Source organism: Pseudomonas sp. NGC7 (genome assembly GCF_047159675.1).
In the GTDB taxonomy this organism is placed as follows: domain Bacteria; phylum Pseudomonadota; class Gammaproteobacteria; order Pseudomonadales; family Pseudomonadaceae; genus Aquipseudomonas; species Aquipseudomonas kermanshahensis.
The window spans coordinates 2,295,102-2,317,058 of sequence record NZ_BAAFZY010000001.1 but is presented as its reverse complement, the minus strand read 5'-3'; the positions used below and the strand labels follow the sequence as shown (position 1 = coordinate 2,317,058).

Sequence of the window (21,957 nt, the reverse complement as noted above, 5' to 3'; positions counted from 1 at the left end):
CGGTCGCCGACACTGGCCTCTTCGCGGGTAAACCCGCCCCCACAAGGTATTGCACCGCCCTCAAGAACGCAGACGAACCTGTGGGGGGGTTACCCGCGAAGAGGCCAGTAGAGACAACATAAATGCTAGGCAAAAAAAACGGGAACCCGAAGGTTCCCGTTTTTTCATTGCCTTACAAGCGAATCAGCGTGGAAACGCTGGCGGGTTCACACCAGCCATGTCTTCCATCACACGAACTACCTGGCAGCTGTAACCGAATTCGTTGTCGTACCAAACGTACAGCACAACGCGGTTGTCGTTGGCGATGGTCGCCTCTGCGTCAACCACACCGGCGTGGCGCGAGCCGACGAAGTCGGTCGAAACCACTTCCTGCGAGCTGACGAAGTCGATCTGCTTGTGCAGCTCCGAGTGCATGGCCGTCTGGCGCAGGTACTCGTTGATCTCTTCGCGGGTGGTGGGCTTTTCCAGGTTCAGGTTCAGGATAGCCATCGAGACGTTCGGCGTCGGTACGCGAATCGCGTTGCCGGTCAGCTTGCCCTTCAGCACGGGCAGTGCCTTGGCGGCTGCAGTGGCGGCACCGGTCTCGGTGATAACCATGTTCAGCGGCGCGGCACGGCCACGGCGGCTGCCCTTGTGGAAGTTGTCGATCAGGTTCTGGTCGTTGGTGAACGAGTGAACGGTTTCGACGTGGCCGTTGACGATGCCGTACTTGTCGTTGACAGCCTTCAGCACCGGCACGATGGCGTTGGTGGTGCAGGAAGCGGCCGAGATGATCTTGTCATCGGCAGTGATGTCACCGTGGTTGATGCCGTGCACGATGTTCTTCAGCGCGCCCTTGCCAGGTGCGGTGAGGATCACGCGGGCAGCGCCCGGGCAGGCCAGGTGCTGGCCCAGGCCGTCGGCATCACGCCATACACCGGTGTTGTCGACGATCAGCGCGTTGTCGATGCCGTACTGGGTGTAGTCGACTTCGCTCGGGTTCTTGGCGTAGATAACCTGGATCAGGTTGCCGTTGGCGGTGATGGTGTTGTTGGCTTCGTCGATGGTGATGGTGCCATCGAACGGGCCGTGCACCGAGTCACGGCGCAGCAGGCTGGCACGCTTGACCAAGTCGTTCTCGGCGCCTTTGCGCACGACGATGGCACGCAGGCGCAGGCCGTCGCCACCACCGGTCTTCTCGATCAGGATGCGCGCCAGCAGGCGGCCGATGCGGCCGAAACCGTACAGGACGACGTCGGTGCCTTTACGGGCCGAAGCGTTCTGTTGGCCAACTACGTCAGCCAGCTCTTCACGCACGAACTGCTCGGCGCTGCGGCCGTTGCCTTCCTGCTTGAACTTGTTGGCCAGCTTGCCCAGGTCAACCGAAGCGGCGCCCAGTTTCAGCTCGCTCATGGCCTTGAGCAGAGGGAACGTCTCGTGGACAGACAGTTCGGTCTCGTCGGTCTGACGATGACGCGCAAAGCGGTGGGCTTTGAGGATCGAGATAACCGAACGGTTGATCAGGCTGCGGCCATAAATCGAGCTCACCACGTTGTTGTTGCGGTAGAGCTGACCGATAAGCGGGATCATCGCTTCAGCCAATGCTTCACGATCAATCCACTCACCAAGACACTGGTCGGGCTTCTGAGTCACGGGAACCTTCCACATGTAGGGACAGAAAAAAGGGGCTACATTATGACGCCCCAACGCGGAACGGGCAATGAGCGCCTGTCGCGGCAGCCAGAGCCAGTGTTCATGGCCTTTGGAGCCTGACAGCAGGCACCGGCACCGGTACAATCGGTGTCTTTGCCGCAACGCTTGGAGTGCAATCTCCCGTGTCAGTTCTGCGCCTACCGCAACTGTCGGCCACGGCCGGCAAACAAACCTGGGGCAACCTGCCCGGTGCCGCCCTCAGCCTTGCCATTGCCGAAGCCGCCAGCAGCGCTGGCCGCTTTACCCTGCTGCTGACCGCCGACAGCCAGGCCGCCGACCGTCTGGAACAGGAGCTGCGCTTCTTTGCCCCAGACCTGCCGGTGCTGCCCTTCCCCGACTGGGAAACCCTGCCCTACGACCTGTTCTCGCCGCACCAGGACATCATCTCTCAGCGCATTGCCAGCCTGTACCGGCTGCCGGAGCTGAGCCACGGCATTCTCGTCGTGCCGATCACCACCGCCCTGCACCGCCTGGCGCCGACCCGCTTCCTGCTGGGCAGCAGCCTGGTGCTGGACATCGGCCAGACCATCGACGTCGAGCAGATGCGCACGCGCCTTGAAGCCAGCGGCTATCGCTGCGTCGACACCGTTTATGAACATGGCGAATTCGCCGTGCGCGGCGCGCTGATCGACCTGTACCCCATGGGCAGCAAGCTGCCCTACCGCATCGACCTGTTCGATGACGAAATCGAGACGCTGCGCACCTTCGACCCCGAGACCCAGCGCTCGATCGACAAGGTCGACTCGGTGCGCCTGCTGCCGGCGCGCGAATTTCCGATGCAAAAAGAGGAAGTGACCCGCTTCAAGGCGCGCTTCCGCGAACGCTTTGACGTCGACTTCCGCCGCAGCGCGATCTTCCAGGACCTGGCCAGCGGCATCATTCCCGCCGGCATCGAGTACTACCTGCCGCTGTTCTTCGAAGGAACCTCGACGCTGTTCGACTACCTGCCCAGCGACACCCAGGTGTTTTCCCTGCCGGGCGTCGAGCAGGCCGCCGAGCACTTCTGGAACGACGTGCGCGGGCGCTACGAAGACCGCCGTGGCGACCTGAGCCGCCCGCTGCTGCCGCCTGCCGAGCTGTTCCTGCCGGTGGAAGACTGTTTCGCCCGGCTCAAGCAATGGCCGCGGGTGGTCGTCAGCGCCGATGACGTCGAGGCAGGTGCCGGCCGTGAACGCTTCCCAGCACGCCCCCTGCCCGAACTTGCCATTGAGGCCAAGGCCAACCAGCCACTGGCGGCGCTGTCCAGCTTCCTTGACCAGTTCCCTGGCCGCGTACTGTTTACCGCCGAGTCTGCGGGCCGTCGCGAAGTGCTGCTGGAACTGCTCGAACGCCTGAAACTGCGCCCGCACACCGTCGAAGGCTGGGCCGACTTCATCACCGGCTCCGAGCGGCTGGCGATCACCATTGCCCCGCTTGACGAAGGCCTGGTGCTGGACGACCCGGCCCTGGCCCTGATCGCCGAGAGCCCGCTGTTCGGCCAGCGCGTGATGCAGCGCCGGCGGCGCGACAAGCGCGGCGAGACTGCCAACGATGCGGTGATCAAGAACCTCACCGAACTGCGCGAAGGCGCACCGGTGGTGCACATCGACCATGGCGTGGGCCGCTACCTGGGCCTGGCTACCCTGGAGATCGACGGCCAGGCCGCCGAGTTCCTCACCCTGGAATACGCCGAGGGCGCCAAGCTGTACGTGCCGGTGGCCAACCTGCACCTGATCGCCCGCTACACCGGCAGCGATGACGCCCTGGCGCCGCTGCACCGGCTCGGCTCCGAGGCCTGGCAGAAGGCCAAGCGCAAGGCCGCCGAGCAGGTGCGTGATGTTGCCGCTGAGCTGCTCGACATCTATGCCCGCCGCGCCGCGCGCAAGGGCTACGCCTTTGCCGACCCTGCTGCCGACTACGCCACCTTCAGTGCCGGGTTCCCCTTCGAAGAAACCCCCGACCAGCAGAACGCCATCGAAGCCGTACGCGCCGACATGCTGGCGGCCAAGCCGATGGACCGCCTGGTGTGCGGCGACGTAGGCTTCGGCAAGACCGAAGTGGCCATGCGCGCGGCCTTCATCGCCGTGCACAGCGGCCGCCAGGTGGCGGTGCTGGTGCCCACTACCCTGCTGGCCCAACAGCACTACAACAGCTTCCGCGACCGCTTCGCCGACTGGCCGGTAACCGTCGAAGTGATGAGCCGTTTCAAATCGGCCAAGGAAGTCGCCAGCGCGGCGGCGGACCTGGCCGAGGGCAAGATCGACATCCTCATCGGCACCCACAAGCTGCTGCAGGACGATGTGCGCTTCAAGGACCTGGGCCTGGTAGTGATCGACGAAGAGCACCGCTTTGGCGTACGCCAGAAGGAACAGCTCAAAGCCCTGCGCAGCGAGGTAGACATTCTCACCCTGACCGCCACGCCGATTCCGCGCACCCTGAACATGGCCGTGGCCGGCATGCGCGACCTGTCGATCATCGCCACACCGCCCGCCCGACGCCTGTCGGTGCGCACCTTCGTCATGGAACACAACAACAGCACGGTCAAAGAAGCCCTGCTGCGTGAACTGCTGCGCGGTGGCCAGGTGTATTACCTGCACAACGACGTGAAAACCATCGAGAAGTGCGCTGCAGACCTTGCCGAACTGGTCCCGGAAGCGCGTATCGGCATCGGCCACGGCCAGATGCGCGAGCGCGAGCTGGAACAGGTGATGAGCGACTTCTACCACAAGCGCTTCAATGTGCTGATCGCCTCGACCATCATCGAGACCGGCATCGACGTGCCAAGCGCCAACACCATTGTCATCGAGCGCGCCGACAAGTTCGGCCTGGCCCAGTTGCACCAGTTGCGTGGCCGGGTCGGCCGCAGCCACCACCAGGCCTACGCCTACCTGCTGACGCCAGCGCGTCAAAAGGTCAGCAGCGATGCCGAGAAGCGCCTGGAAGCCATCGCCAACACCCAGGACCTGGGGGCAGGCTTCGTGCTGGCCACCAACGACCTGGAAATCCGCGGCGCTGGCGAACTGCTGGGCGAAGGCCAAAGCGGGCAGATCCAGGCGGTCGGTTTCACCCTCTACATGGAAATGCTCGAGCGCGCGGTCAAGGCCATCCGCAAGGGTGCCCAGCCAAACCTCGAACAGCCACTGGGTGGCGGCCCGGAGATCAACCTGCGCCTACCGGCCCTGATCCCCGAGGGCTACCTGCCCGATGTGCATGCACGCCTGATCCTCTACAAGCGCATCGCCTCGGCCGCCGACGAAGAAGGCCTCAAAGACTTGCAGGTCGAGATGATCGACCGCTTCGGCCTGCTGCCGGAGCCAACCAAAAACTTGATGCGCCTGACCTCGCTCAAGCTGCAGGCGGAAAAGCTCGGCATCAAGAAAGTCGATGCCGGCCCCAACGGCGGCAAGCTTGAGTTCGAGGCCGAGACACCGGTCGACCCGCTGACCCTGATCAAGCTGATCCAGGGCCAGCCCAAACGCTACAAGTTCGAAGGCGCCACCCAGTTCCGCTTCCTGGTACCGATGGAACGCCCCGACGAACGTTTCAACACCCTTGAGGCGCTGTTCGAGCGCCTGACCCCACAGTCTGCCTAAGGAAGATCCATGCGTGCCATCCGTTGCCTGACCCTGCTGCTGGCGCTGTTCGCGCCAGCCGCCTTCGCCGAAGGCCTGTATCAGGTAGAAATGATCCTGGTGCGGCAAAACAGCGTCCCCGCCTTCACCAGCCCGTTCGCCCCCGAAGACTGGAGCGCTGGGGCCCCGCGCCTGGACAAGGCAGCCGAACGCCCACTGGGGCTGGACGATGAAACCACCCGCCTGCAAGCCACCGCCGACTACACCGTGCTGATGCACAAGGCCTGGCAGCAGCAGGTCGGCAGCGAACCCAGCCGCATCGCCCTGGGCGAAGGCGAAGAGCAGTTCGGCCACTTCCCCATCGAAGGCAACCTGAGCATCGCCGAAGGCCGCTTCATCGCGGTGGAGGCCAACTTCTGGGTCAACCAGCTCGACGGCAACGGCAGCGTGCTGCGCAGCGAGCAATTCAAGCAGAGCAACAGCAACGTCAAGGGCGGCCAATTGACCTTCCTTGATGGCGGGCACCTGGCGGTGCTGCTGAAAGTGACGCCGGCCGGGATGCGCAAGCTGCCAGAGATGGACCCGGAGATGATGGAGCAGTGATGTGAGCGAGACCGATGCGCAGTTCTTTATCCGGGGCCTTGACACCTGGAGGTTCGCGTTTGACCGCACTACGCTGCAACGCGGCCTCGACTATGCAGAGGAAGGCAGGAGCGAAATCGTATCGATCCTGGACCTGACCATCCGCGCTCAGTGCGCAGGCTCTGGCGGCCGCGCCTATTACCAGCGCATCACGCTGGACATGACCGAGGACGGCCTTGAATGCGAGGGCACCTGCTCGTGCCCGGTCGGTGACAATTGCAAACACTGCGCAGCGGCGCTCTATTTGCTGGAACGGGGCCCGGACTGGGTCGAAGGCACACCTGACGACCCCCTTGCCGTTACGCCAGCAGCGCAGCAGTCCCTAGAATTGCCCCCCGAACTGGCACACTGGGTCGAGGCCCTGGAAGTACCGGCAAGCCTTGCCACACAACCCGCCAAGCGCAAAGGCCCTGCACTCTACTATGTGGTGAGCAACAACCATGGCCAGTGCATGCTCAGCGTGTTCAAAGGTACCCGGCAGCCCGATGACAGCTTGAAGCTGAGCCGGCCCAGTTCGATGCCCGAGCTCATCTACTACACACCCAAGTACGTGACCGATGAAGACTTGCGTGCGCTGCGGCTGATCGATGCCCTCAGTAAGGATTACAGCCTGCCCGTCGCACGCCTGGAAGGCAAAAAGGGCGCCGAACTCTACGAGTATGCCCTCGCCACCGGCCGCTTACTGTATGGCCAACAGCAGAAACCCCTGGCCCAAGGCCCCGACCTGCACGCCGAATTTCGTTGGGTTCGGCTGGACAACGGCAGCTACCGCGGCGCCTGGCACCATGCTGAAAATACCCACATGCTGGCACTGCCGGTCGACCCCCTCTATTACGTCGACCCACACAGCGGGCAGACCGGCAAACTGCTGCATGACCTTGACCCGTTCATTGCCAGCCAACTGGCCAGCGCCCCGACGGTTCCCGAGCACCTGATCATCCCCCTGAGCCATCGCTTGAACGCATTGAACCGCCAGGTTCCGACGCCCACCAAGGTCCGCAGCGAACAGATCGACACAATCGAGCCTCGCCCTCACCTGACCCTGGGCAGCCTCGAGTACAGCGCCTACATGCCCAAGACCGGACGCATGCAGCGCCAGATGCAGCACCGCGCCGCGCTGTCGTTCGACTACGACGGCCTGCGCGCCAGCGGCAACGACGACAAACCGTTGACCCGCCTGGTAGATGCCACCAGCCAGCGCATTCGCCGCCAGCCCAAGGCCGAACAGGCGCTGCGCAAGACGCTACGCGACCTCGGCTTCAAGGCCGCCACCCGGCAGAGCAAGGCCCTGCCCGACAGTGCGGGCGAGATGCACCAACTGCCTGATGACGAGGCCTGGCTGCACTTCGCCCGCAACGGCCTGGCACGCCTGCGTGAAGCCGGCTGGGTAATCGACATCCACCGCGATTTTTCCTTCAACCTGCACGAGGTGGACGACTGGTACGCCAGCATCGACGAGGCCCCCGGGCATGAATGGTTCGATCTGGAACTGGGCATCGTGGTCGATGGCCAGCGCCACAGCCTGCTGCCGATCGTGCTGCAGTTGCTGCGCAGCAACCCGGAGCTGCTGCGCCCCAGCGAACTGGCGCGGCGCAGTGACGACGAACACTTGCTGATCGACCTTAACCGCGGCCGCCTCGACAGCCCCGCGCTGCGCGTCGCCCTGCCCTACGGCCGGATCAAGGCGGTGATGGGCACCCTTGGCGAGCTCTACCTGCATGAAGACGCCGCCGGCCCTTCACTGCGCCTGGACCGGGCCGATGCCGCGCGCTTGAACGAGCTCGATCACCTGCCGCTGCACTGGGAAGGCGGCGCGCACGTGCGCGACCTGGGCAAGCGCCTGCGTGACGCACGCGACCTGCAGGTCGAACCGCCCGCGCAACTGAACGCGGCCCTGCGCCCTTATCAGCAACAAGGCCTGAACTGGTTACAAGCCCTGCGCGAAATGGGCACGGGCGGCATCCTCGGCGACGACATGGGCCTGGGCAAGACGCTGCAAACCCTGGCTCACCTGTTGCTGGAGAAACAGTCCGGCCGCCTGACCACTCCCGCCCTGGCGGTGATGCCGACCAGCCTGATACCCAACTGGCTCGACGAGGCCAAACGCTTTGCCCCCGACCTGCGCGTGGTGGCACTGCAGGGCCCAGGGCGCAGCAAGCATTTCGCCACGCTGCACGACTACGACCTGGTGCTCACCACCTATGCCCTCGTGCCCCGCGACCTCGAACACTTGCGCACGCAGCACTGGCACGTGCTGGTGCTCGACGAGGCGCAGAACATCAAAAGCAGCACCAGCAAAGCCGCCCTCGCCGTCTGCGAGCTGCAGGCCGAGCAGCGCCTGTGCCTGACCGGTACGCCGATGGAAAACAACCTCGGCGAGCTGTGGTCGATCTTCCACTTCCTGATGCCGGGCTGGCTGGGCGACCTCAAGCGCTTCAACCAGGATTACCGCACCCCGATCGAACGCCGCGGCGACGCCGAACGCATGGCCCACCTGGTCAGCCGCATCCGCCCGTTCCTGCTGCGCCGCACCAAGGAACAGGTGGCCACCGAACTGCCCGCCAAGACCGAGATGGTGCACTGGGTCGAGCTCAGCGATGCTCAGCGCGATACCTACGAGGCGGTGCGGGTGGCGATGGACAAGAAAGTGCGCGACGAAATCGCCCGAAACGGCGCCTCGCGCAGCCAGATTGTCATCCTTGATGCCCTGCTCAAGTTACGCCAGGTGTGCTGCGACCTGCGCCTGGTGAAGGGCGTCGAGACCAAGGGCAACCAGGCCGATAAAGGCAAGCTCGGCGCCCTGCTGGAGATGCTCGAAGAGCTGCTCAGTGAAGGCCGGCGGGTACTGCTGTTCTCCCAGTTCACCTCGATGCTGGCACTGATCGAGCAAGAACTGCAAAAGCGCAAGGTGCGTTACAGCCTGCTGACCGGCGACACCCGCGACCGCCGCACGCCGGTGCAAGCGTTCCAGCAGGGTGACAGTGAAGTGTTCCTGATCAGCCTCAAGGCGGGTGGCACCGGGTTGAACCTGACGGCTGCGGACACGGTGATCCACTTTGACCCCTGGTGGAACCCGGCCAGCGAAAACCAGGCCACCGACCGCGCCTACCGCATCGGCCAGGACAAACCGGTGTTCGTGTTCAAGCTAATTACCCGCGGCACGGTGGAAGAGAAGATTCAGCTGTTGCAGCAAGAGAAGGCGGCCCTGGCGGCAAGCCTGCTCGATGGCGGGCAGGCCGGGCAGTGGCGGCTGGGGGATGATGAGATCGAGGCGCTGTTTGCCCCCTTGCCCGGGAAGCGCGGCCGCTAGCAGCCAGTGCCGACCTCTTCGCGGGGCAAGCCCGCTCCCACAGAAAATGTACAGCCCTCAAGAGCGGTGCAGCCCTGTGGTGTACAGCCCTCAAGAGCGGTGCAGTCCTGTGGTGTACAGCCCTCAAGAGCGGTGCAGTCCTGTGGGAGCGGGCTTGCCCCGCGAAGAGGCCGGATCAGTCAATCGACCAGCTGCGCCTCGCGCAACGCCCCCAACGCCTCCAGCCAACGCGGCTGCTGGCGATAATCGGTGCGCGCAAAGCCCTGCCCCTGCATCCGTGCAATGCGCGGCGAAGGCTTGACCTTCAGCCGCTGCGCCGCACTCAATGCTAGCTCTGCCGCCGCCCGGTCGTTGCACACCAGGCCCATGTCGCAGCCAGCACTCAACGCTGCTTCGATGCGGTTGGCCGCATCCCCGACCACGTGCGCACCGGCCATGGACAGGTCGTCACTGAAAATCACCCCGTCAAAGCCCAGCTCACCGCGCAGGATGTCTTGCAGCCAACGCCGCGAGAAGCCGGCCGGCTGGTTATCGACCTGCGGGTAGATCACGTGGGCCGGCATCACCGCTGCCAGCTGGCCGCTGAGCCGGGTGAAGGGCACCAGGTCCGCCTGGCGCAACTGTTCAAGGCTGCGCTCGTCCGTGGGGATGGCCACGTGCGAGTCGGCCTCGGCCCAACCGTGCCCCGGGAAGTGCTTGCCGCAGGCCGCCATGCCCGCAGCGTTCATGCCGCGAATAAAGGCCGCCGCCAGCTGCGTGGCGCGCTGTGGGTCACCCTCGAAGGCGCGGCTGCCGACCACCGCACTGCGCTGGTGGTCCAGGTCGAGCACGGGGGCGAAGCTCAGGTCCAGGCCTACCGCCAGCACCTCGGTGGCCATCAACCATCCGCACTGCTCCGCCAGGTAATCGGCGTTGTCGTTGTCGGCCAATGCACGCATGGCCGGCAGGCGCACAAAGCCTTGGCGCAGCCGCTGCACACGCCCGCCCTCTTGGTCGACGGCCAGGATCAAGTCGGGGCGAATCGCGCGAATGGACGCGCACAGTTCGCGCACCTGGCGCGGGCTGTCGATATTGCGGGCAAAGATGATCAAGCCGGCCACTTCAGGTTGGCGCAGCAGGTGACGGTCTTCGGCGGTCAGCCATTTACCGGCGATATCCACCATCAAGGAGCCTTGCAGGCTGACGGTCATGGGAAATCCTTCATTGAAGACTTAAAGAAGCCCACTGGGGGCAAGCCGCCTCTTCGATGCGCACCCGGCAATGGGCCGGCACGCGGTCGAACAGGCCAAGCAAATCGGTGTTGTGCAGGCGTATGCAGCCATGGGACAGCGGCACGCCCAAAGGTTCGGTCTCAGGTGTGCCATGCAAGTAGATATAGCGGCGGAACGTGTCGACGGCGCCGAGGCGGTTGACGCCCGGCTCGCAGCCGCTGAGCCAGAGTATGCGGGTGAGGACCCAGTCCCGCCCGGGAAACCGCGCCTGCAGCTCAGGCGACCAGACCTCACCGGTCCAGCGCCGCCCACGCAACACTGCGTTCAGCGGCAGGCCCGCGCCAATCTTCGCCCGTACCTGATGCAGGCCACGCGGCGTGCAGCCCGAACCCTTGCGCTCGCCGGCGCCGTTACGCGCCGTGGACACCGCCAGGCGCAGGCACAAGCGGCCCTGGGCGAACCCATAGAGGCATTGGTCGGCAAGGGAGATGTGCAATAGATCGAGATCGGGCATGGGCGCTAGCTTAGCCGAAGCGCCCTGCCCCGCCCAGCCTTCAGGCCTTGGCGGTGGCTGTGCTGCTGGTCTTGCTGCGCGGGCGCAGTTGGGCGGCTGCCATGGCTTCGTCGGTGACCCCGCTGTCGGCACGCATGCCTGCTGCCAGGAACGGCACCATCAGGCGCATGACCTGTTCGATCGAGGTATTGATGCCAAAATCGGTTTCGGCGATGGCGCGCAACGCCTTGATGCCGGACATGCTGAACGCTGCGGCGCCGAGCATGAAGTGCACGCGCCAGAACAGCTCCAGCGGCGGAACCCGTGGCGCGGCTTCGTTGACCAGCAGCATGTAGCGGCGGAACACCTTGCCGTACATGTCTTCCAGGTAACGCCGCAGGTGCCCCTGGCTCTGGCTGAAAGCCAGCCCCAGCAGGCGCATGAAGATAGACAGGTCATTGTTGCTGCGCGGCTGCACGGCCAGGGCCTGCTCGACGAGCATTTCGAGCAGCTCTTCAAGGCTAGGCTTTTGCTCCGGGCGCGCCTGGCGACGCTCGAGTTCACGTTCGAGGCTGGCACAGAAAGGGCCGAGGAAACGCGAGAAGACCGCCTGGATAAGGGCCTTTTTGGAACCGAAGTGGTAGTTGACCGCCGCCAGGTTCACCCCGGCCTTGCTGGTGATCAGCCGCAACGAGGTTTCAGCGAAGCCTCTTTCCGCGAACAGCTGCTCGGCAGCATCGAGAATGCGTTCAACGGTTTCCGATTGGGCCATGATTATTCCGCCAGACAAACAGGTGTTTGAAACATACGTTTCAGGCCTGCGTCTGTCAAGGCTCGGTGACTGGGCGGTCGCCATTTAAAAACGCCAATGATCGCGCTGCAAGCGCCATTCTCGCTGTTTCTTCGTACAGGGTGCTTGCAGCTCATCCAGTACTGTATATAATCCCAGTCACTGTATAAAAAGACAGAGCGCTCACCATGTTGAAACTGACGCCACGCCAAGCTGAAATTCTCGCGTTCATCAAACGTTGCCTTGAAGACAACGGCTTTCCACCGACACGCGCTGAAATCGCTCAGGAGCTGGGCTTCAAATCGCCCAACGCCGCCGAAGAGCACCTGAAGGCCCTTGCTCGCAAAGGCGCCATCGAGATGACCCCCGGCGCATCCCGCGGCATCCGTATCCCCGGGTTCGAGGCCAAGGCCGACGAAAGCGGCCTGCCGATCATCGGCCGGGTCGCAGCGGGCGCACCGATCCTCGCTGAGCAGCACATCGAGCAATCCTGCAACATCAACCCTGCCTTCTTCCACCCTCGCGCCGACTATCTGCTCCGCGTGCACGGCATGAGCATGAAGGATGTCGGCATCTTCGACGGTGACCTGCTGGCAGTGCACACCTGCCGCGAGGCCCGCAATGGCCAGATCGTCGTCGCCCGCATCGGTGACGAAGTGACCGTCAAGCGCTTCAAGCGCGAAGGCACCAAGGTCTGGCTGGTTGCCGAAAACCCCGAATTCGCCCCCATCGAAGTCGACCTGAAAGAACAGGAGCTGGTGATCGAGGGCTTGAGCGTCGGCGTCATACGCCGCTGATCCAGGAGGCGCCATGCAGCAGTTCATTCACGCACCCGAGCAAGCCCAGTTGCCATTGTTCGAAGCATTCCTTGCCCAGCCCATTCTGCCGGGCCTGAAGGCCAGCGAGGAGACGCGCAAGAGCAGCCACCCCGAGCTGTTCAGCGAGCTGTCACTGCGCGGCGCTGCCGAGCATTGCCAGAGCCTGTTGGCCCCGGTCCTGCGCGAACTGAGCGAAGAGGAAGACGCCCGCTGGCTGACCCTGATCGCCCCACCCTCGAGCTTGACCCAGGCCTGGTTGCGCGATGCTGGCCTCAACCGCGAACGCATCCTGCTGCTGCACCCTCGTGGCAATCAGAGCCCGCTGCAACTAACCTGCGAAGCGCTGCGCCTTGGCCGCAGCCACACCGTGGTCAGCTGGCTTGGCAGCGTCAATGCCAGTGCGCGTCAACTGCTGCTGCGCTCAGCCAGCACCGGAAACGCACAAAGCCTGAACATCCGCCTCGGCTGATGTTCAGGCTTTGCCTGTTACTTCAAAAGCACTGATACCAAGCAACGCGATCAATGCAGAACGCGAGGACCTTCGTCGCGTTCGAGCTCGCCATCCATCAGGCGACCGGCCATCTGCACGCCGACACTGAGCATGGCCTTGGCCACTTCTACATGCTGACCCTGCAGGAACGCCTTGGCGTCTTCCGAGAAATCCAGGGTTACCAGAGAGCCCTCATCCTCCGCACGACGCAGTTCGATCCGGCCATCAGGCAACTCGACAATTTCCAGAAAAGACGTAGACATAAAAGGCTGTTCTCCACGAAAGGCCAACATTGTATCAGCCGCAGCGGCTATCAGCACTCACTCAACGCGTCACGGAAACGTCTCACCAAGCTTTTAAGGTTGCTGCGCCAGCTTTCCAGCTCTTCACGCGACAGCGCAGGCTGCTCGGGCTCATCGAGATTGACGGCCTGAATCAGCGGCTGGGTGACATCGGTTTTAGGCGTTTTTTTCGCGACCGGTGGTCGGAACAAATCGGCATAAGCACTCAGCATTTGCGCCAGCCAGGTTTCGCGCTGACGGGCCAATTCCAGCAGCTCGGCCACCTCGGGGATAGCGATGCCATTCAGCGCATCGCCTTCAAGCAGTTGCTCGACACTCGACGCCGTTGGTAGGCGGTAGTAGCCACCAATTTCATGGCACAGGCCCAGAAGCGCGCCGTACAAGTGGAACAGCGCCGATTCGCGTTCGGCCTGGACCAAGCCCTGAGCGTTCATGGCCTGGCCCTGTTCGGCTTTGGCCATGGACTCGAGCGCAAGGCCGGCGAAGAACAGTTTCTGGTTGGTGCGGGTGTAAAGTTCCTGGGCCATCTCGAGTGACCTCCCTAAAGTCTGGTAAGCATTTGGATCAGTTTCAGGGATGGCCTGGCTGGCCGCAAGCTGAATGTCGCATAAACAACTGGGGCCGCTTTGCGCCCCATCGCCGGCAAGCCGGCTCCTACAGGGAAAGCGCCACCGTTGAAATGGCGCTGTACCTGTGGGAGCCGGCTTGCCGGCGATGGGGCGCAAAGCGGCCCCCGTTCAACGCCAATCAGCGCTTGTCTTCAACCTTCCACGCATTGCCGTCGTAGAACGCCTTCCACCCCGTCGGCTTGCCATCGACCTCGGACTGCACGTACTGCTCCTTGGTCTTGCGGCTGTAGCGAATCACCGCTGGGCGGCCTTCCGGGTCCTTCTGCGGGGCATCGCAGAGGAAGTGGTACTTCGGATCGATCTCATGCTTGTGCGGGACGATCTCCAGCACCAGCGGCGCACGGGTCTCGCGGTTTTTCGGGAACTGGCTGGCCGCCAGGAACAACCCCGAAGCACCGTCGCGCAACACATAGGTGTCATCGACCTTCTCGCACTTCAGCTCTGGCATTTCCACCTTGTCCATCTTCGGTGGCGCCGCCTCACCGCTTTTGAGCAGCTTGCGGGTGTTCTTGCAGGCAGGGTTGGTGCAACCGAAGAACTTGCCGAAACGGCCAGTCTTGAGCTGCATCTCGCTGCCACACTTGTCGCACTCCAGGCTCGGCCCTTCGTAGCCCTTGATGCGGTAGCTGCCCTCTTCGATCTCGTAGCCCGCACAATCCGGGTTGTTACCACAGATGTGCAGCTTGTGCTTCTCGTCCAGCAGGTAAGCGTCCATCGCCGTGGCGCAGATCGGGCAACGGTGCTTGCCCAACAGCACGCGGGATTCCGATTCACCCTCGTCATCCGCGGCAATCTCGTCACCTGGCACCAGGTTGACGGTTGCCTTGCAACGCTCCTTGGGCGGCAGGCTGTAGCCCGAGCAACCGAGGAACACGCCGGTGGAGGCGGTGCGAATCATCATCGGGCGGCCACATTCCTTGCACGGAATGTTGGTCATGGTCGGCTGGTTGGCACGCATGCCGTTTTCGGCCGACTCGGCCGTCTGCAGCTTTTTGCTGAAGTCGCCGTAGAACTCGTCGAGCACGTTCTTCCAGTCACGCTCGCCCTGGGCCACGTCGTCGAGGTTCTCTTCCATGCCGGCGGTGAAGCCGTAGTCCATCAGATTGGAGAAGCTCTCGGACAGGCGCTCAGTGACGATGTCGCCCATCTTCTCGGAATAGAAGCGGCGGTTGTGCAACGTCACATAGCCACGGTCCTGGATGGTCGAGATGATCGCCGCGTAGGTCGACGGGCGACCGATGCCGCGCTTTTCCATTTCCTTGACCAGGCTGGCTTCAGTGAAGCGCGCTGGCGGCTTGGTGAAGTGCTGGCTCGGGTCGATCTGGATCAGCTTGAGCGCTTCACCCTGGACCATTTCCGGCAGCACATCGTCTTCGCCAGGCTTGCTCTGTTGCGGCAGCACGCGGGTGTAACCGTCGAACTTGAGGATACGGCCCTTGGCACGCAGCTCGAAGTCGCCAGCCGCCACCGTGACGCTGGTGGACAGGTACTGCGCCGGCGGCATCTGGCAGGCGAGGAACTGGCGCCAGATCAGCTCGTACAGGCGCTCTGCATCGCGCTCCATGCCGCTGAGCTTGGTCGGATGAGTGTTGACGTCAGAAGGACGAATCGCTTCGTGCGCCTCCTGGGCGCCTTCCTTGCTGCCATACACCAGCGGGTTTTCCGGCAGGTACTGCTTGCCGAACTCGCGCTCGATGTAGCTGCGCGCCATGTCCAGGGCATCGGCCGACAGGTTGGTGGAGTCGGTACGCATGTAGGTGATGTAACCCGCTTCGTACAGACGCTGGGCCATCATCATGGTTTTCTTCACGCCAAAGCCCAGGCGGTTGCTCGCGGCCTGCTGCAAGGTGGACGTGATGAACGGCGCCGAAGGCTTGCTGCTGGTCGGGCGGTCTTCACGCTTGACCACGCTGTAGCTGGAAGCCTTGAGCTTCTCCAGCGCTGCCATGGCCTGTGCTTCGTTAAGCGGCTTGAAGGCCTCGCCTTTCTCGCGCGCCACTTCGAAACGCACCTTGGCGTTCTTGGCGGTGCCCAGGTCGGCGTGGATCTCCCAGTACTCTTCGGGGATGAAGGCACGGATCTCGCGCTCGCGCTCGACCACCAGCTTCACCGCGACCGACTGTACACGGCCTGCGGACAGGCCACGGGCGATCTTGGCCCACAGCAGTGGCGAAACCATGTAACCCACCACGCGATCGAGGAAGCGCCGCGCCTGCTGGGCGTTGACGCGGTCGATGTCCAGCTCGCCCGGTTGCGAGAAGGCCTCTTGAATGGCCTTCTTGGTAATTTCGTTGAACACCACGCGCTTGTAGCGGGTGTCGTCACCACCGATGGCTTCGCGCAGGTGCCATGCAATGGCCTCCCCTTCGCGGTCCAAGTCGGTTGCGAGGTAGATGGTGTCAGCATCCTTGGCCAGGCGGCGCAGCTCTTCGATCACCTTTTCCTTGCCAGGCAGGATCTCGTACTTGGCCTTCCAGCCGTGGTCGGGGTCGACACCCATGCGTGCCACCAGCTGGCGGCGTGCCTTTTCTTTCGGCGAAAGGGCCGGCGCCTCACCCGCAGCCTTACCACGCTTGGCGGCCGGCTCTTTGCTAGCGCTGGCCGAACCGCTGGTGGGGAGGTCTCGGATATGGCCGATACTCGACTTCACCACGTACTGGTTGCCCAGGTACTTGTTGATGGTCTTGGCCTTGGCCGGGGATTCCACAATGACCAGCGATTTGCCCATGGATCGGAGTATTCCTGAATCTGAAGATGAAAAACGCGTCAGGTGCCAGACGCGGCACCGCTATATATAGTGGCAAAACAGTGAGGTCAAGCGCGGTCGATCACTCGTGCGACTTGGCCAGCAGCCCAGGCAACCCTTCTTCGGCCTTGACCAAAGCAAAGCGTGGCACCTGCTCGCCGTCAACCTCGACGGACTCCTGGAACATCGAAAGAGGCCGTACCCAGAACCCGTATTCACCATACAGGCATTGGTAGAAGACCATCCACTCTTCAGTTTCGGAGTGCTGCGCAACACTGAAGACACGGTACTCAGGCCCCTTGTAGTGCCGGTATACGCCTGGCTGTATCTGCATGTCGCTCACCCTTTTTAATAAAACCTGTAAAAAACAAAACCGGGGCACTAGGCCCCGGCTGCTGTCCCGCGACGCGATCAGACGCGTTCGAAGACAGTGGTGATGCCCTGGCCGAGGCCGACGCACATGGTCGCCACCCCCAGAGTACCGCCATTCTGCTTCATGACGTTGAGCAGGGTGCCGGAAATACGTGCACCCGAGCAACCGAACGGGTGGCCCAAAGCAATGGCGCCGCCGTGCAGGTTAACCTTCTCATCCATCTTGTCGAGCACTTTCAAGTCTTTCAACACAGGCAAGGCTTGTGCGGCGAAGGCTTCGTTGAGCTCGATGAAGTCGATATCGGCCATGCTCAGGCCGGCACGCTTGAGGGCTTTCTGGGTCGATGGCACCGGGCCGTAGCCCATGATTGCCGGGTCGACACCGGCCACGGCCATGGCGCGAATCACCGCCAATGGCTGGATGCCCAGGTCCATGGCGCGCTGGCCAGACATGACGATCATGCACGAAGCACCGTCGGTGATCTGCGACGACGTACCCGCGGTGACGGTGCCACCTTTCGGGTTGAACGCAGGCTTCAGCGACGCCAGCCCTTCGAGGGTGGTTTCCGGGCGAATGGTCTCGTCGAAATCGAAGACCTTCAGGAAGCCATTCTCGTCATAGCCCTGCATCGGGATGATCTCGTCCTTGAACTTGCCTTCGACCGTCGCCTTGTGAGCGAGCTGGTGCGAACGCAGGCCGAACAGATCCTGCTGTTCACGGCTGATGCCGTGCATTTTGCCGAGCATCTCTGCAGTCAGGCCCATCATCCCGGAAGCCTTGGCAGCATGCAAGGACAGGTGCGGGTTAGGGTCGACGCCATGCATCATGCTGACGTGGCCCATGTGCTCGACGCCGCCAACCACGAATACATCGCCGTTGCCGGTCATGATCGCCTGCGCGGCGGTGTGCAGCGCACTCATCGACGAGCCGCACAGGCGGCTGACGGTCTGCGCCGCCGAGGTGTGCGGGATCGGTGTCATCAGCGACGCCATGCGGGCAATGTTCCAGCCCTGCTCGAGGGTCTGGTTGACGCAGCCCCAGATCACGTCCTCGACTTCTTTTGGGTCGACCTTGCCGTTGCGTTCCAGCAGTTTGGTGATCAGGTGCGCAGACATGTCTTCGGCGCGGGTGTTGCGGTGCATGCCACCCTTGGAGCGGCCCATTGGCGTGCGACCGAAGTCGACAATCACCACGTCTCTTGGATTCAGGCTCATATCAAATCTCTCGCTCTACGCTCAGTTGAAGAAGCGCTGGCCATTTTTGGCCATTTCGCGCAGCTTCGCGGTCGGGTGGTACAGCGGCCCCAGGTCAGCGTACTGATCGGCCAGGGCGACGAATTCGGCGACACCGATCGCGTCGATGTAGCGCAATGCACCGCCACGGAAGGGAGGGAAACCAATGCCGTAGACCAGGCCCATGTCGGCTTCGGCAGCGGTTTCGACGATGCCGTCTTCCAGGCAACGCACAGTCTCCAGGCACAGCGGGACCATCATCCAGTTGATGATGTCTTCGTCAGTGACTTCACGCTGCTCGAACACGATCGGCTTGAGCACGTCGAGCACGGCGGGGTCGAACACCTTCTTCGGCTTGCCACGCTTGTCGGTCTCGTAGGCGTAGAAGCCCTTGCAGTTCTTCTGGCCCAGGCGGTTGGCCTCGTACAGGGCGTCTACCGCCGAACGGCGCTCGTCCTTCATGCGGTCCGGGAAGCCTTCGGCCATCACGTCGCGGCCATGGTGGCCGGTGTCGATGCCGACCACGTCCATCAGGTAGGCGGGGCCCATGGGCCAGCCGAACTTCTCCATGACCTTGTCGATGCGCACGAAGTCGACGCCAGCGCTGACCAGCTTGGCGAAACCGCCGAAGTACGGGAACAGCACGCGGTTGACCAGGAAGCCCGGGCAGTCGTTGACCACGATCGGGTTCTTGCCCATTTTCTTGGCATACGCCACGGTGGTGGCAACCGCCACTTCACTGGACTTCTCGCCGCGAATGACTTCGACCAGCGGCATCATGTGCACCGGGTTGAAGAAGTGCATGCCGACGAAGTTTTCTGGGCGCTTGAGCGCTTTGGCCAGCAGGTTGATGGAGATGGTCGAGGTGTTGGAGGCGAGGATGGCATCCTCTTTCACCTGGCCTTCGACTTCTGCCAACACGGCTTGCTTGACCTTCGGGTTCTCGACCACGGCCTCGACGACGATGTCGACGTGGGCGAAATCGCCGTAGGACAGGGTCGGGCGGATGGCGTTGAGCGCTTCAGCCATCTTGGCGGGGGTCAGGCGGCCTTTTTCAACGCGATTGCCCAGCAGCTTGGAGGCTTCGTTAAGGCCCAGCTGAATGGCGTCTTCGCGGATGTCCTTCATCAGGATCGGCGTACCCTTGACCGCCGACTGGTAGGCGATGCCGCCACCCATGATGCCAGCGCCGAGCACGGCAGCCTGCTTCACGTCACGGGCGATCTCGTCATGGGCCTTGGCCTTGCGCTTGAGCTCCTGATCGTTCAGGAACAGGCCGATCAGGCTATGGGCAACCGACGTCTTGGCCAGCTTGGCAAAGCCTGCGGCTTCGATTTCCAGGGCCTTGTCACGGCCGAAGTTGGCGGCCTTCTGAATGGTCTTGATGGCTTCGACCGGCGCTGGGTAGTTCGGCCCAGCCTGGCCTGCGACAAAGCCTTTGGCCGTCTCGAACGCCATCATCTGCTCGATGGCATTGAGCTTGAGCTTTTCCAGTTTCGGCTGGCGCTTGGCCTTGTAGTCCAGCTCGCCGCTGATGGCGCGCTTGATCAGGTCCAGGGCACCGGCTTGCAGCAGCTCAGGGGCGACCACGGCGTCGACGGCACCGACCTTGAGGGCGTCTTCGGCACGGTTTTCCTTGCCGGCGGCAATCCACTCGACCGCGTTGTCCGAACCGATCAGTCGCGGCAGGCGCACGGTACCGCCGAAGCCTGGGTAGATGCCCAGTTTGACTTCAGGCAGGCCAATCTTGGCAGTGCTGGCCATGACCCGGTAATCGGCCGCCAGGCACATTTCCAGGCCACCGCCCAGGGCGATGCCATTGATGGCGGCAACGGTTGGCACTTCGAGGTCTTCGAAGGCATTGAAGATGCGGTTGGCTTCCAGGCTGCCGGCTACCAGCTCGGCCTCGGGCAGCTTGAAGTTGTCGACGAACTCGGTGATGTCGGCGCCGACGATGAACACGTCCTTGCCGCTGCTGACGATTACGCCCTTGACCGAAGCGTCGGCCTTGATGGCATCGACCGCTTCGCGAAGCTCGTTCAGGGTCAGGCGATTGAATTTGTTGACGGACTCACCCTTGAGATCGAACTTGAGTTCGACGATGCCACTTTCAAGAGCCTTAACCGTGATGGCTTTACCTTCGTAAATCATCAACTGATCTCCACGATATGGAAGCTAACTGTACACGCCGGTCGCTGCTGCATCAGGCAGGCCATGCCGCCCTGCCCCAGGCACACCCGTCAGCGCGCTAGTCGGGACTATGAACGAGCCGTGTGACATACAAACGCTCAATTCATACGCCCGTTTGATTTGGGTGTGCACACATTCTCCGAAAAGATCAGCGTTGTCAAATGCTCACGCACTGAGTGAAAACGCGACTTTCCGGTCATTTTGTAGGGTCTGGGTACAAAGCATGACGTCAGTGATCGCTGCACATTCATGTCAGCAATTGACCATGGGAAAACAGGCCCGTGCCTGCCAGGGGATGATTTTTTTCAGCAGATCGCTGGCAGCCGACTACACTGCCAATGGCTTCAAGCATTCCCGGCCTGCCTGGCCTTTTCTGCGCAGCAGAACGCAAAGCGGCGACTTGGCACCCCACCCCTTCAGGGGCTCTGCCAAGCCGCCGCTTTGTCGTTTAACGCGCTTTTTAATTGGCGAGGGGTCAGGCGAGGGTTTCGAGGACGTGCGCAATATCCTGCAATACAGATTTATCGCCCCGCTCGGTCCAGTACAAAGCGATCATACGGGGGTCGGCCTCAACCTTGTAGACACTGGCCGGCAAGCGCGCAAAGGCCTCGGCAAGGCGCGGATCCTCACACGGCTCGCGCCATTGGTTCCACCACACGCCTGGCGTGACCTGCCAGTAGCAGAAGCTGTCCTCGCGCCCCTTGCGCCGCCCACGGTGGTACTGCGGGCAGGGGCTTGGCGGCTCCTTTTCCAGCCAATGTGGCCATTGCTGAGGCGCCAGCTGCATGGCCAGGCCCATGCGACGCGCTTCCAGGCGCAGGTTCATCTGCTCGCCCTGCTTGCGCGACGTGCGCAACCAGGAAAGCGGGCTGAGAATCAGCGCAAGGATTGACACCACCAGCAATACCGTCATATCAGTAGACCCCATAAAGCGTTGCAAATGAGCTGGTTAGCCATTTTTCACGGAAGACCCGCCCGAAAGCGACCATACTTCTTCTATCGCGATTGTCAGGAGTACCGCTCATGCAATACGAACATTTGTTGGTCGCCGTCGACCTGACCGAAGAATGCGACCCGGTGATCAAGCGCGCCATGAAGCTCGCGGAACCCTCAGGCGCCAAGGTATCCCTGGTACACATCGTCGAACCGATGGCCATGGCATTTGGCGGCGACGTGCCCATGGACCTCTCACAGCTGCAACAGCAGCAGTTCGATCAGGCCAAAGAGCGAATGGAGCGCTTGTTCAACAAATACCCGGACATCAACCGCGGCGATTCCCACCTGACCTACGGCCAGCCCCGCCAGGAAATCCACCAACTGGCCAAGGACCAGAAGTGCGACCTGATCGTGGTCGGCAGCCATGGCCGACATGGCCTGGCTTTGCTGCTGGGCTCCACTGCCAACGACGTGCTGCATGGCGCGCCATGCGACGTGCTGGCGGTGCGGCTACAGAAGAAGGAATGATTTAACCTGTACCGGCCTCTTCGC

17 protein-coding genes are annotated in these 21,957 nt (G+C 62.7%); 6 read left to right on the top strand and 11 right to left on the bottom strand.

From position 1 onward, the window contains the following. Positions 1-183: 183 nt before the first annotated feature. Positions 184-1,647 (bottom strand): glyceraldehyde-3-phosphate dehydrogenase, encoded by a 1,464-nt coding sequence (locus ACMCNM_RS10575; RefSeq protein ID WP_027596617.1) that lies wholly within the window; start codon positions 1,645-1,647, stop codon positions 184-186. 167 nt (positions 1,648-1,814) lie between these two features. Here ACMCNM_RS10575 and mfd point away from each other — a divergent pair, with 167 nt between their 5' ends. From mfd to ACMCNM_RS10560, 3 genes are read left to right on the top strand one after another with little or no spacing between them, the layout of a single operon-like run. Continuing rightward, positions 1,815-5,264 carry a transcription-repair coupling factor gene (mfd, locus tag ACMCNM_RS10570; protein ID WP_412764308.1) on the top strand — a complete coding sequence of 1,150 codons (3,450 nt, stop codon included), beginning with the start codon at positions 1,815-1,817 and terminating at the stop codon, positions 5,262-5,264. Positions 5,265-5,273: 9 nt separating this feature from the next. Then, complete coding sequence (locus ACMCNM_RS10565) at positions 5,274-5,846, top strand: CsiV family protein (protein WP_099453388.1); 573 nt, start codon at positions 5,274-5,276, stop codon at positions 5,844-5,846. Between the two features lies 1 nt (position 5,847). After that, positions 5,848-9,195 (top strand): SNF2-related protein, encoded by a 3,348-nt coding sequence (locus ACMCNM_RS10560; protein WP_412764307.1) that lies wholly within the window; start codon positions 5,848-5,850, stop codon positions 9,193-9,195. A 179-nt stretch (positions 9,196-9,374) separates the two neighbouring features. Here the strand turns inward: ACMCNM_RS10560 and nagZ are convergent, their stop codons facing one another. The 3 genes from nagZ to ACMCNM_RS10545 are packed head-to-tail and all read right to left on the bottom strand — an operon-like array spanning position 9,375 to position 11,671. Then, positions 9,375-10,373 carry a beta-N-acetylhexosaminidase gene (nagZ, locus tag ACMCNM_RS10555; protein WP_172961393.1) on the bottom strand — a complete coding sequence of 333 codons (999 nt, stop codon included), beginning with the start codon at positions 10,371-10,373 and terminating at the stop codon, positions 9,375-9,377. 22 nt (positions 10,374-10,395) lie between these two features. Further along, positions 10,396-10,920 carry a L,D-transpeptidase gene (locus ACMCNM_RS10550; protein WP_186682341.1) on the bottom strand — a complete coding sequence of 175 codons (525 nt, stop codon included), beginning with the start codon at positions 10,918-10,920 and terminating at the stop codon, positions 10,396-10,398. A gap of 40 nt (positions 10,921-10,960) precedes the next feature. Continuing rightward, entirely contained in the window at positions 10,961-11,671 is a 711-nt protein-coding gene (locus tag ACMCNM_RS10545; protein WP_027596622.1) for a TetR/AcrR family transcriptional regulator, read from the bottom strand. Between the two features lie 206 nt (positions 11,672-11,877). On the opposite strand from ACMCNM_RS10545, the gene lexA reads away from it, so the two are divergent. Continuing rightward, positions 11,878-12,486, top strand: a complete 609-nt coding sequence (lexA, locus tag ACMCNM_RS10540; RefSeq protein ID WP_027596623.1) for a transcriptional repressor LexA — start codon at positions 11,878-11,880, stop codon at positions 12,484-12,486. 13 nt (positions 12,487-12,499) lie between these two features. After that, positions 12,500-12,976: an SOS-induced cell division inhibitor SulA gene (gene sulA / locus ACMCNM_RS10535; RefSeq protein WP_412764306.1), complete on the top strand. Its 477-nt coding sequence runs from the start codon at positions 12,500-12,502 to the stop codon at positions 12,974-12,976. 50 nt (positions 12,977-13,026) lie between these two features. Here sulA and ACMCNM_RS10530 read toward each other — a convergent pair whose 3' ends face one another. The 7 genes from ACMCNM_RS10530 to ACMCNM_RS10500 form a co-directional block, all read right to left on the bottom strand. Further along, positions 13,027-13,260 carry a hypothetical protein gene (locus ACMCNM_RS10530; protein ID WP_004376430.1) on the bottom strand — a complete coding sequence of 78 codons (234 nt, stop codon included), beginning with the start codon at positions 13,258-13,260 and terminating at the stop codon, positions 13,027-13,029. A 50-nt stretch (positions 13,261-13,310) separates the two neighbouring features. Further along, the gene (locus ACMCNM_RS10525) at positions 13,311-13,826 is read right to left on the bottom strand and encodes a DUF6586 family protein (RefSeq protein WP_027596625.1); all 516 of its coding nucleotides are present in this window, start codon (positions 13,824-13,826) and stop codon (positions 13,311-13,313) included. 220 nt (positions 13,827-14,046) lie between these two features. Then, positions 14,047-16,656, bottom strand: coding sequence for a type I DNA topoisomerase (gene topA / locus ACMCNM_RS10520; protein ID WP_027596626.1), 2,610 nt, complete (start codon positions 16,654-16,656; stop codon positions 14,047-14,049). Between the two features lie 100 nt (positions 16,657-16,756). After that, positions 16,757-17,008 (bottom strand): DUF1653 domain-containing protein, encoded by a 252-nt coding sequence (locus ACMCNM_RS10515; RefSeq protein ID WP_027596627.1) that lies wholly within the window; start codon positions 17,006-17,008, stop codon positions 16,757-16,759. 77 nt (positions 17,009-17,085) lie between these two features. Continuing rightward, positions 17,086-18,261 (bottom strand): acetyl-CoA C-acyltransferase FadA, encoded by a 1,176-nt coding sequence (gene fadA, locus ACMCNM_RS10510; protein ID WP_027596628.1) that lies wholly within the window; start codon positions 18,259-18,261, stop codon positions 17,086-17,088. A gap of 21 nt (positions 18,262-18,282) precedes the next feature. Next, a complete protein-coding gene (fadB, locus tag ACMCNM_RS10505) occupies positions 18,283-20,430 on the bottom strand; it encodes a fatty acid oxidation complex subunit alpha FadB (protein WP_412764305.1) in 2,148 nt (715 codons plus the stop codon). Positions 20,431-20,944: 514 nt separating this feature from the next. Continuing rightward, the gene (locus ACMCNM_RS10500; protein WP_027596630.1) at positions 20,945-21,382 is read right to left on the bottom strand and encodes a hypothetical protein; all 438 of its coding nucleotides are present in this window, start codon (positions 21,380-21,382) and stop codon (positions 20,945-20,947) included. 110 nt (positions 21,383-21,492) lie between these two features. Between ACMCNM_RS10500 and ACMCNM_RS10495 the strand changes: the two genes are divergently transcribed. Next, a complete protein-coding gene (locus ACMCNM_RS10495; RefSeq protein ID WP_099453382.1) occupies positions 21,493-21,933 on the top strand; it encodes a universal stress protein in 441 nt (146 codons plus the stop codon). The last annotated feature ends 24 nt before the right edge of the window (positions 21,934-21,957 follow it).

What these genes read in the sequence shown, in the direction of transcription:
- sulA (WP_412764306.1), top strand. Translation starts at nt 12,500, where the DNA reads ATGCAGCAGTTCATTCACGCACCCGAGCAAGCCCAGTTGCCATTGTTC.
- ACMCNM_RS10565 (WP_099453388.1), top strand. Translation starts at nt 5,274, where the DNA reads ATGCGTGCCATCCGTTGCCTGACCCTGCTGCTGGCGCTGTTCGCGCCA.
- ACMCNM_RS10515 (WP_027596627.1), bottom strand. Translation starts at nt 17,008, where the DNA reads ATGCAGATACAGCCAGGCGTATACCGGCACTACAAGGGGCCTGAGTAC.
- fadB (WP_412764305.1), bottom strand. Translation starts at nt 20,430, where the DNA reads ATGATTTACGAAGGTAAAGCCATCACGGTTAAGGCTCTTGAAAGTGGC.
- ACMCNM_RS10545 (WP_027596622.1), bottom strand. Translation starts at nt 11,671, where the DNA reads ATGGCCCAATCGGAAACCGTTGAACGCATTCTCGATGCTGCCGAGCAG.
- lexA (WP_027596623.1), top strand. Translation starts at nt 11,878, where the DNA reads ATGTTGAAACTGACGCCACGCCAAGCTGAAATTCTCGCGTTCATCAAA.
- ACMCNM_RS10575 (WP_027596617.1), bottom strand. Translation starts at nt 1,647, where the DNA reads ATGTGGAAGGTTCCCGTGACTCAGAAGCCCGACCAGTGTCTTGGTGAG.
- ACMCNM_RS10525 (WP_027596625.1), bottom strand. Translation starts at nt 13,826, where the DNA reads ATGGCCCAGGAACTTTACACCCGCACCAACCAGAAACTGTTCTTCGCC.
- ACMCNM_RS10495 (WP_099453382.1), top strand. Translation starts at nt 21,493, where the DNA reads ATGCAATACGAACATTTGTTGGTCGCCGTCGACCTGACCGAAGAATGC.
- topA (WP_027596626.1), bottom strand. Translation starts at nt 16,656, where the DNA reads ATGGGCAAATCGCTGGTCATTGTGGAATCCCCGGCCAAGGCCAAGACC.
- fadA (WP_027596628.1), bottom strand. Translation starts at nt 18,261, where the DNA reads ATGAGCCTGAATCCAAGAGACGTGGTGATTGTCGACTTCGGTCGCACG.
- ACMCNM_RS10550 (WP_186682341.1), bottom strand. Translation starts at nt 10,920, where the DNA reads ATGCCCGATCTCGATCTATTGCACATCTCCCTTGCCGACCAATGCCTC.
- ACMCNM_RS10530 (WP_004376430.1), bottom strand. Translation starts at nt 13,260, where the DNA reads ATGTCTACGTCTTTTCTGGAAATTGTCGAGTTGCCTGATGGCCGGATC.
- ACMCNM_RS10500 (WP_027596630.1), bottom strand. Translation starts at nt 21,382, where the DNA reads ATGACGGTATTGCTGGTGGTGTCAATCCTTGCGCTGATTCTCAGCCCG.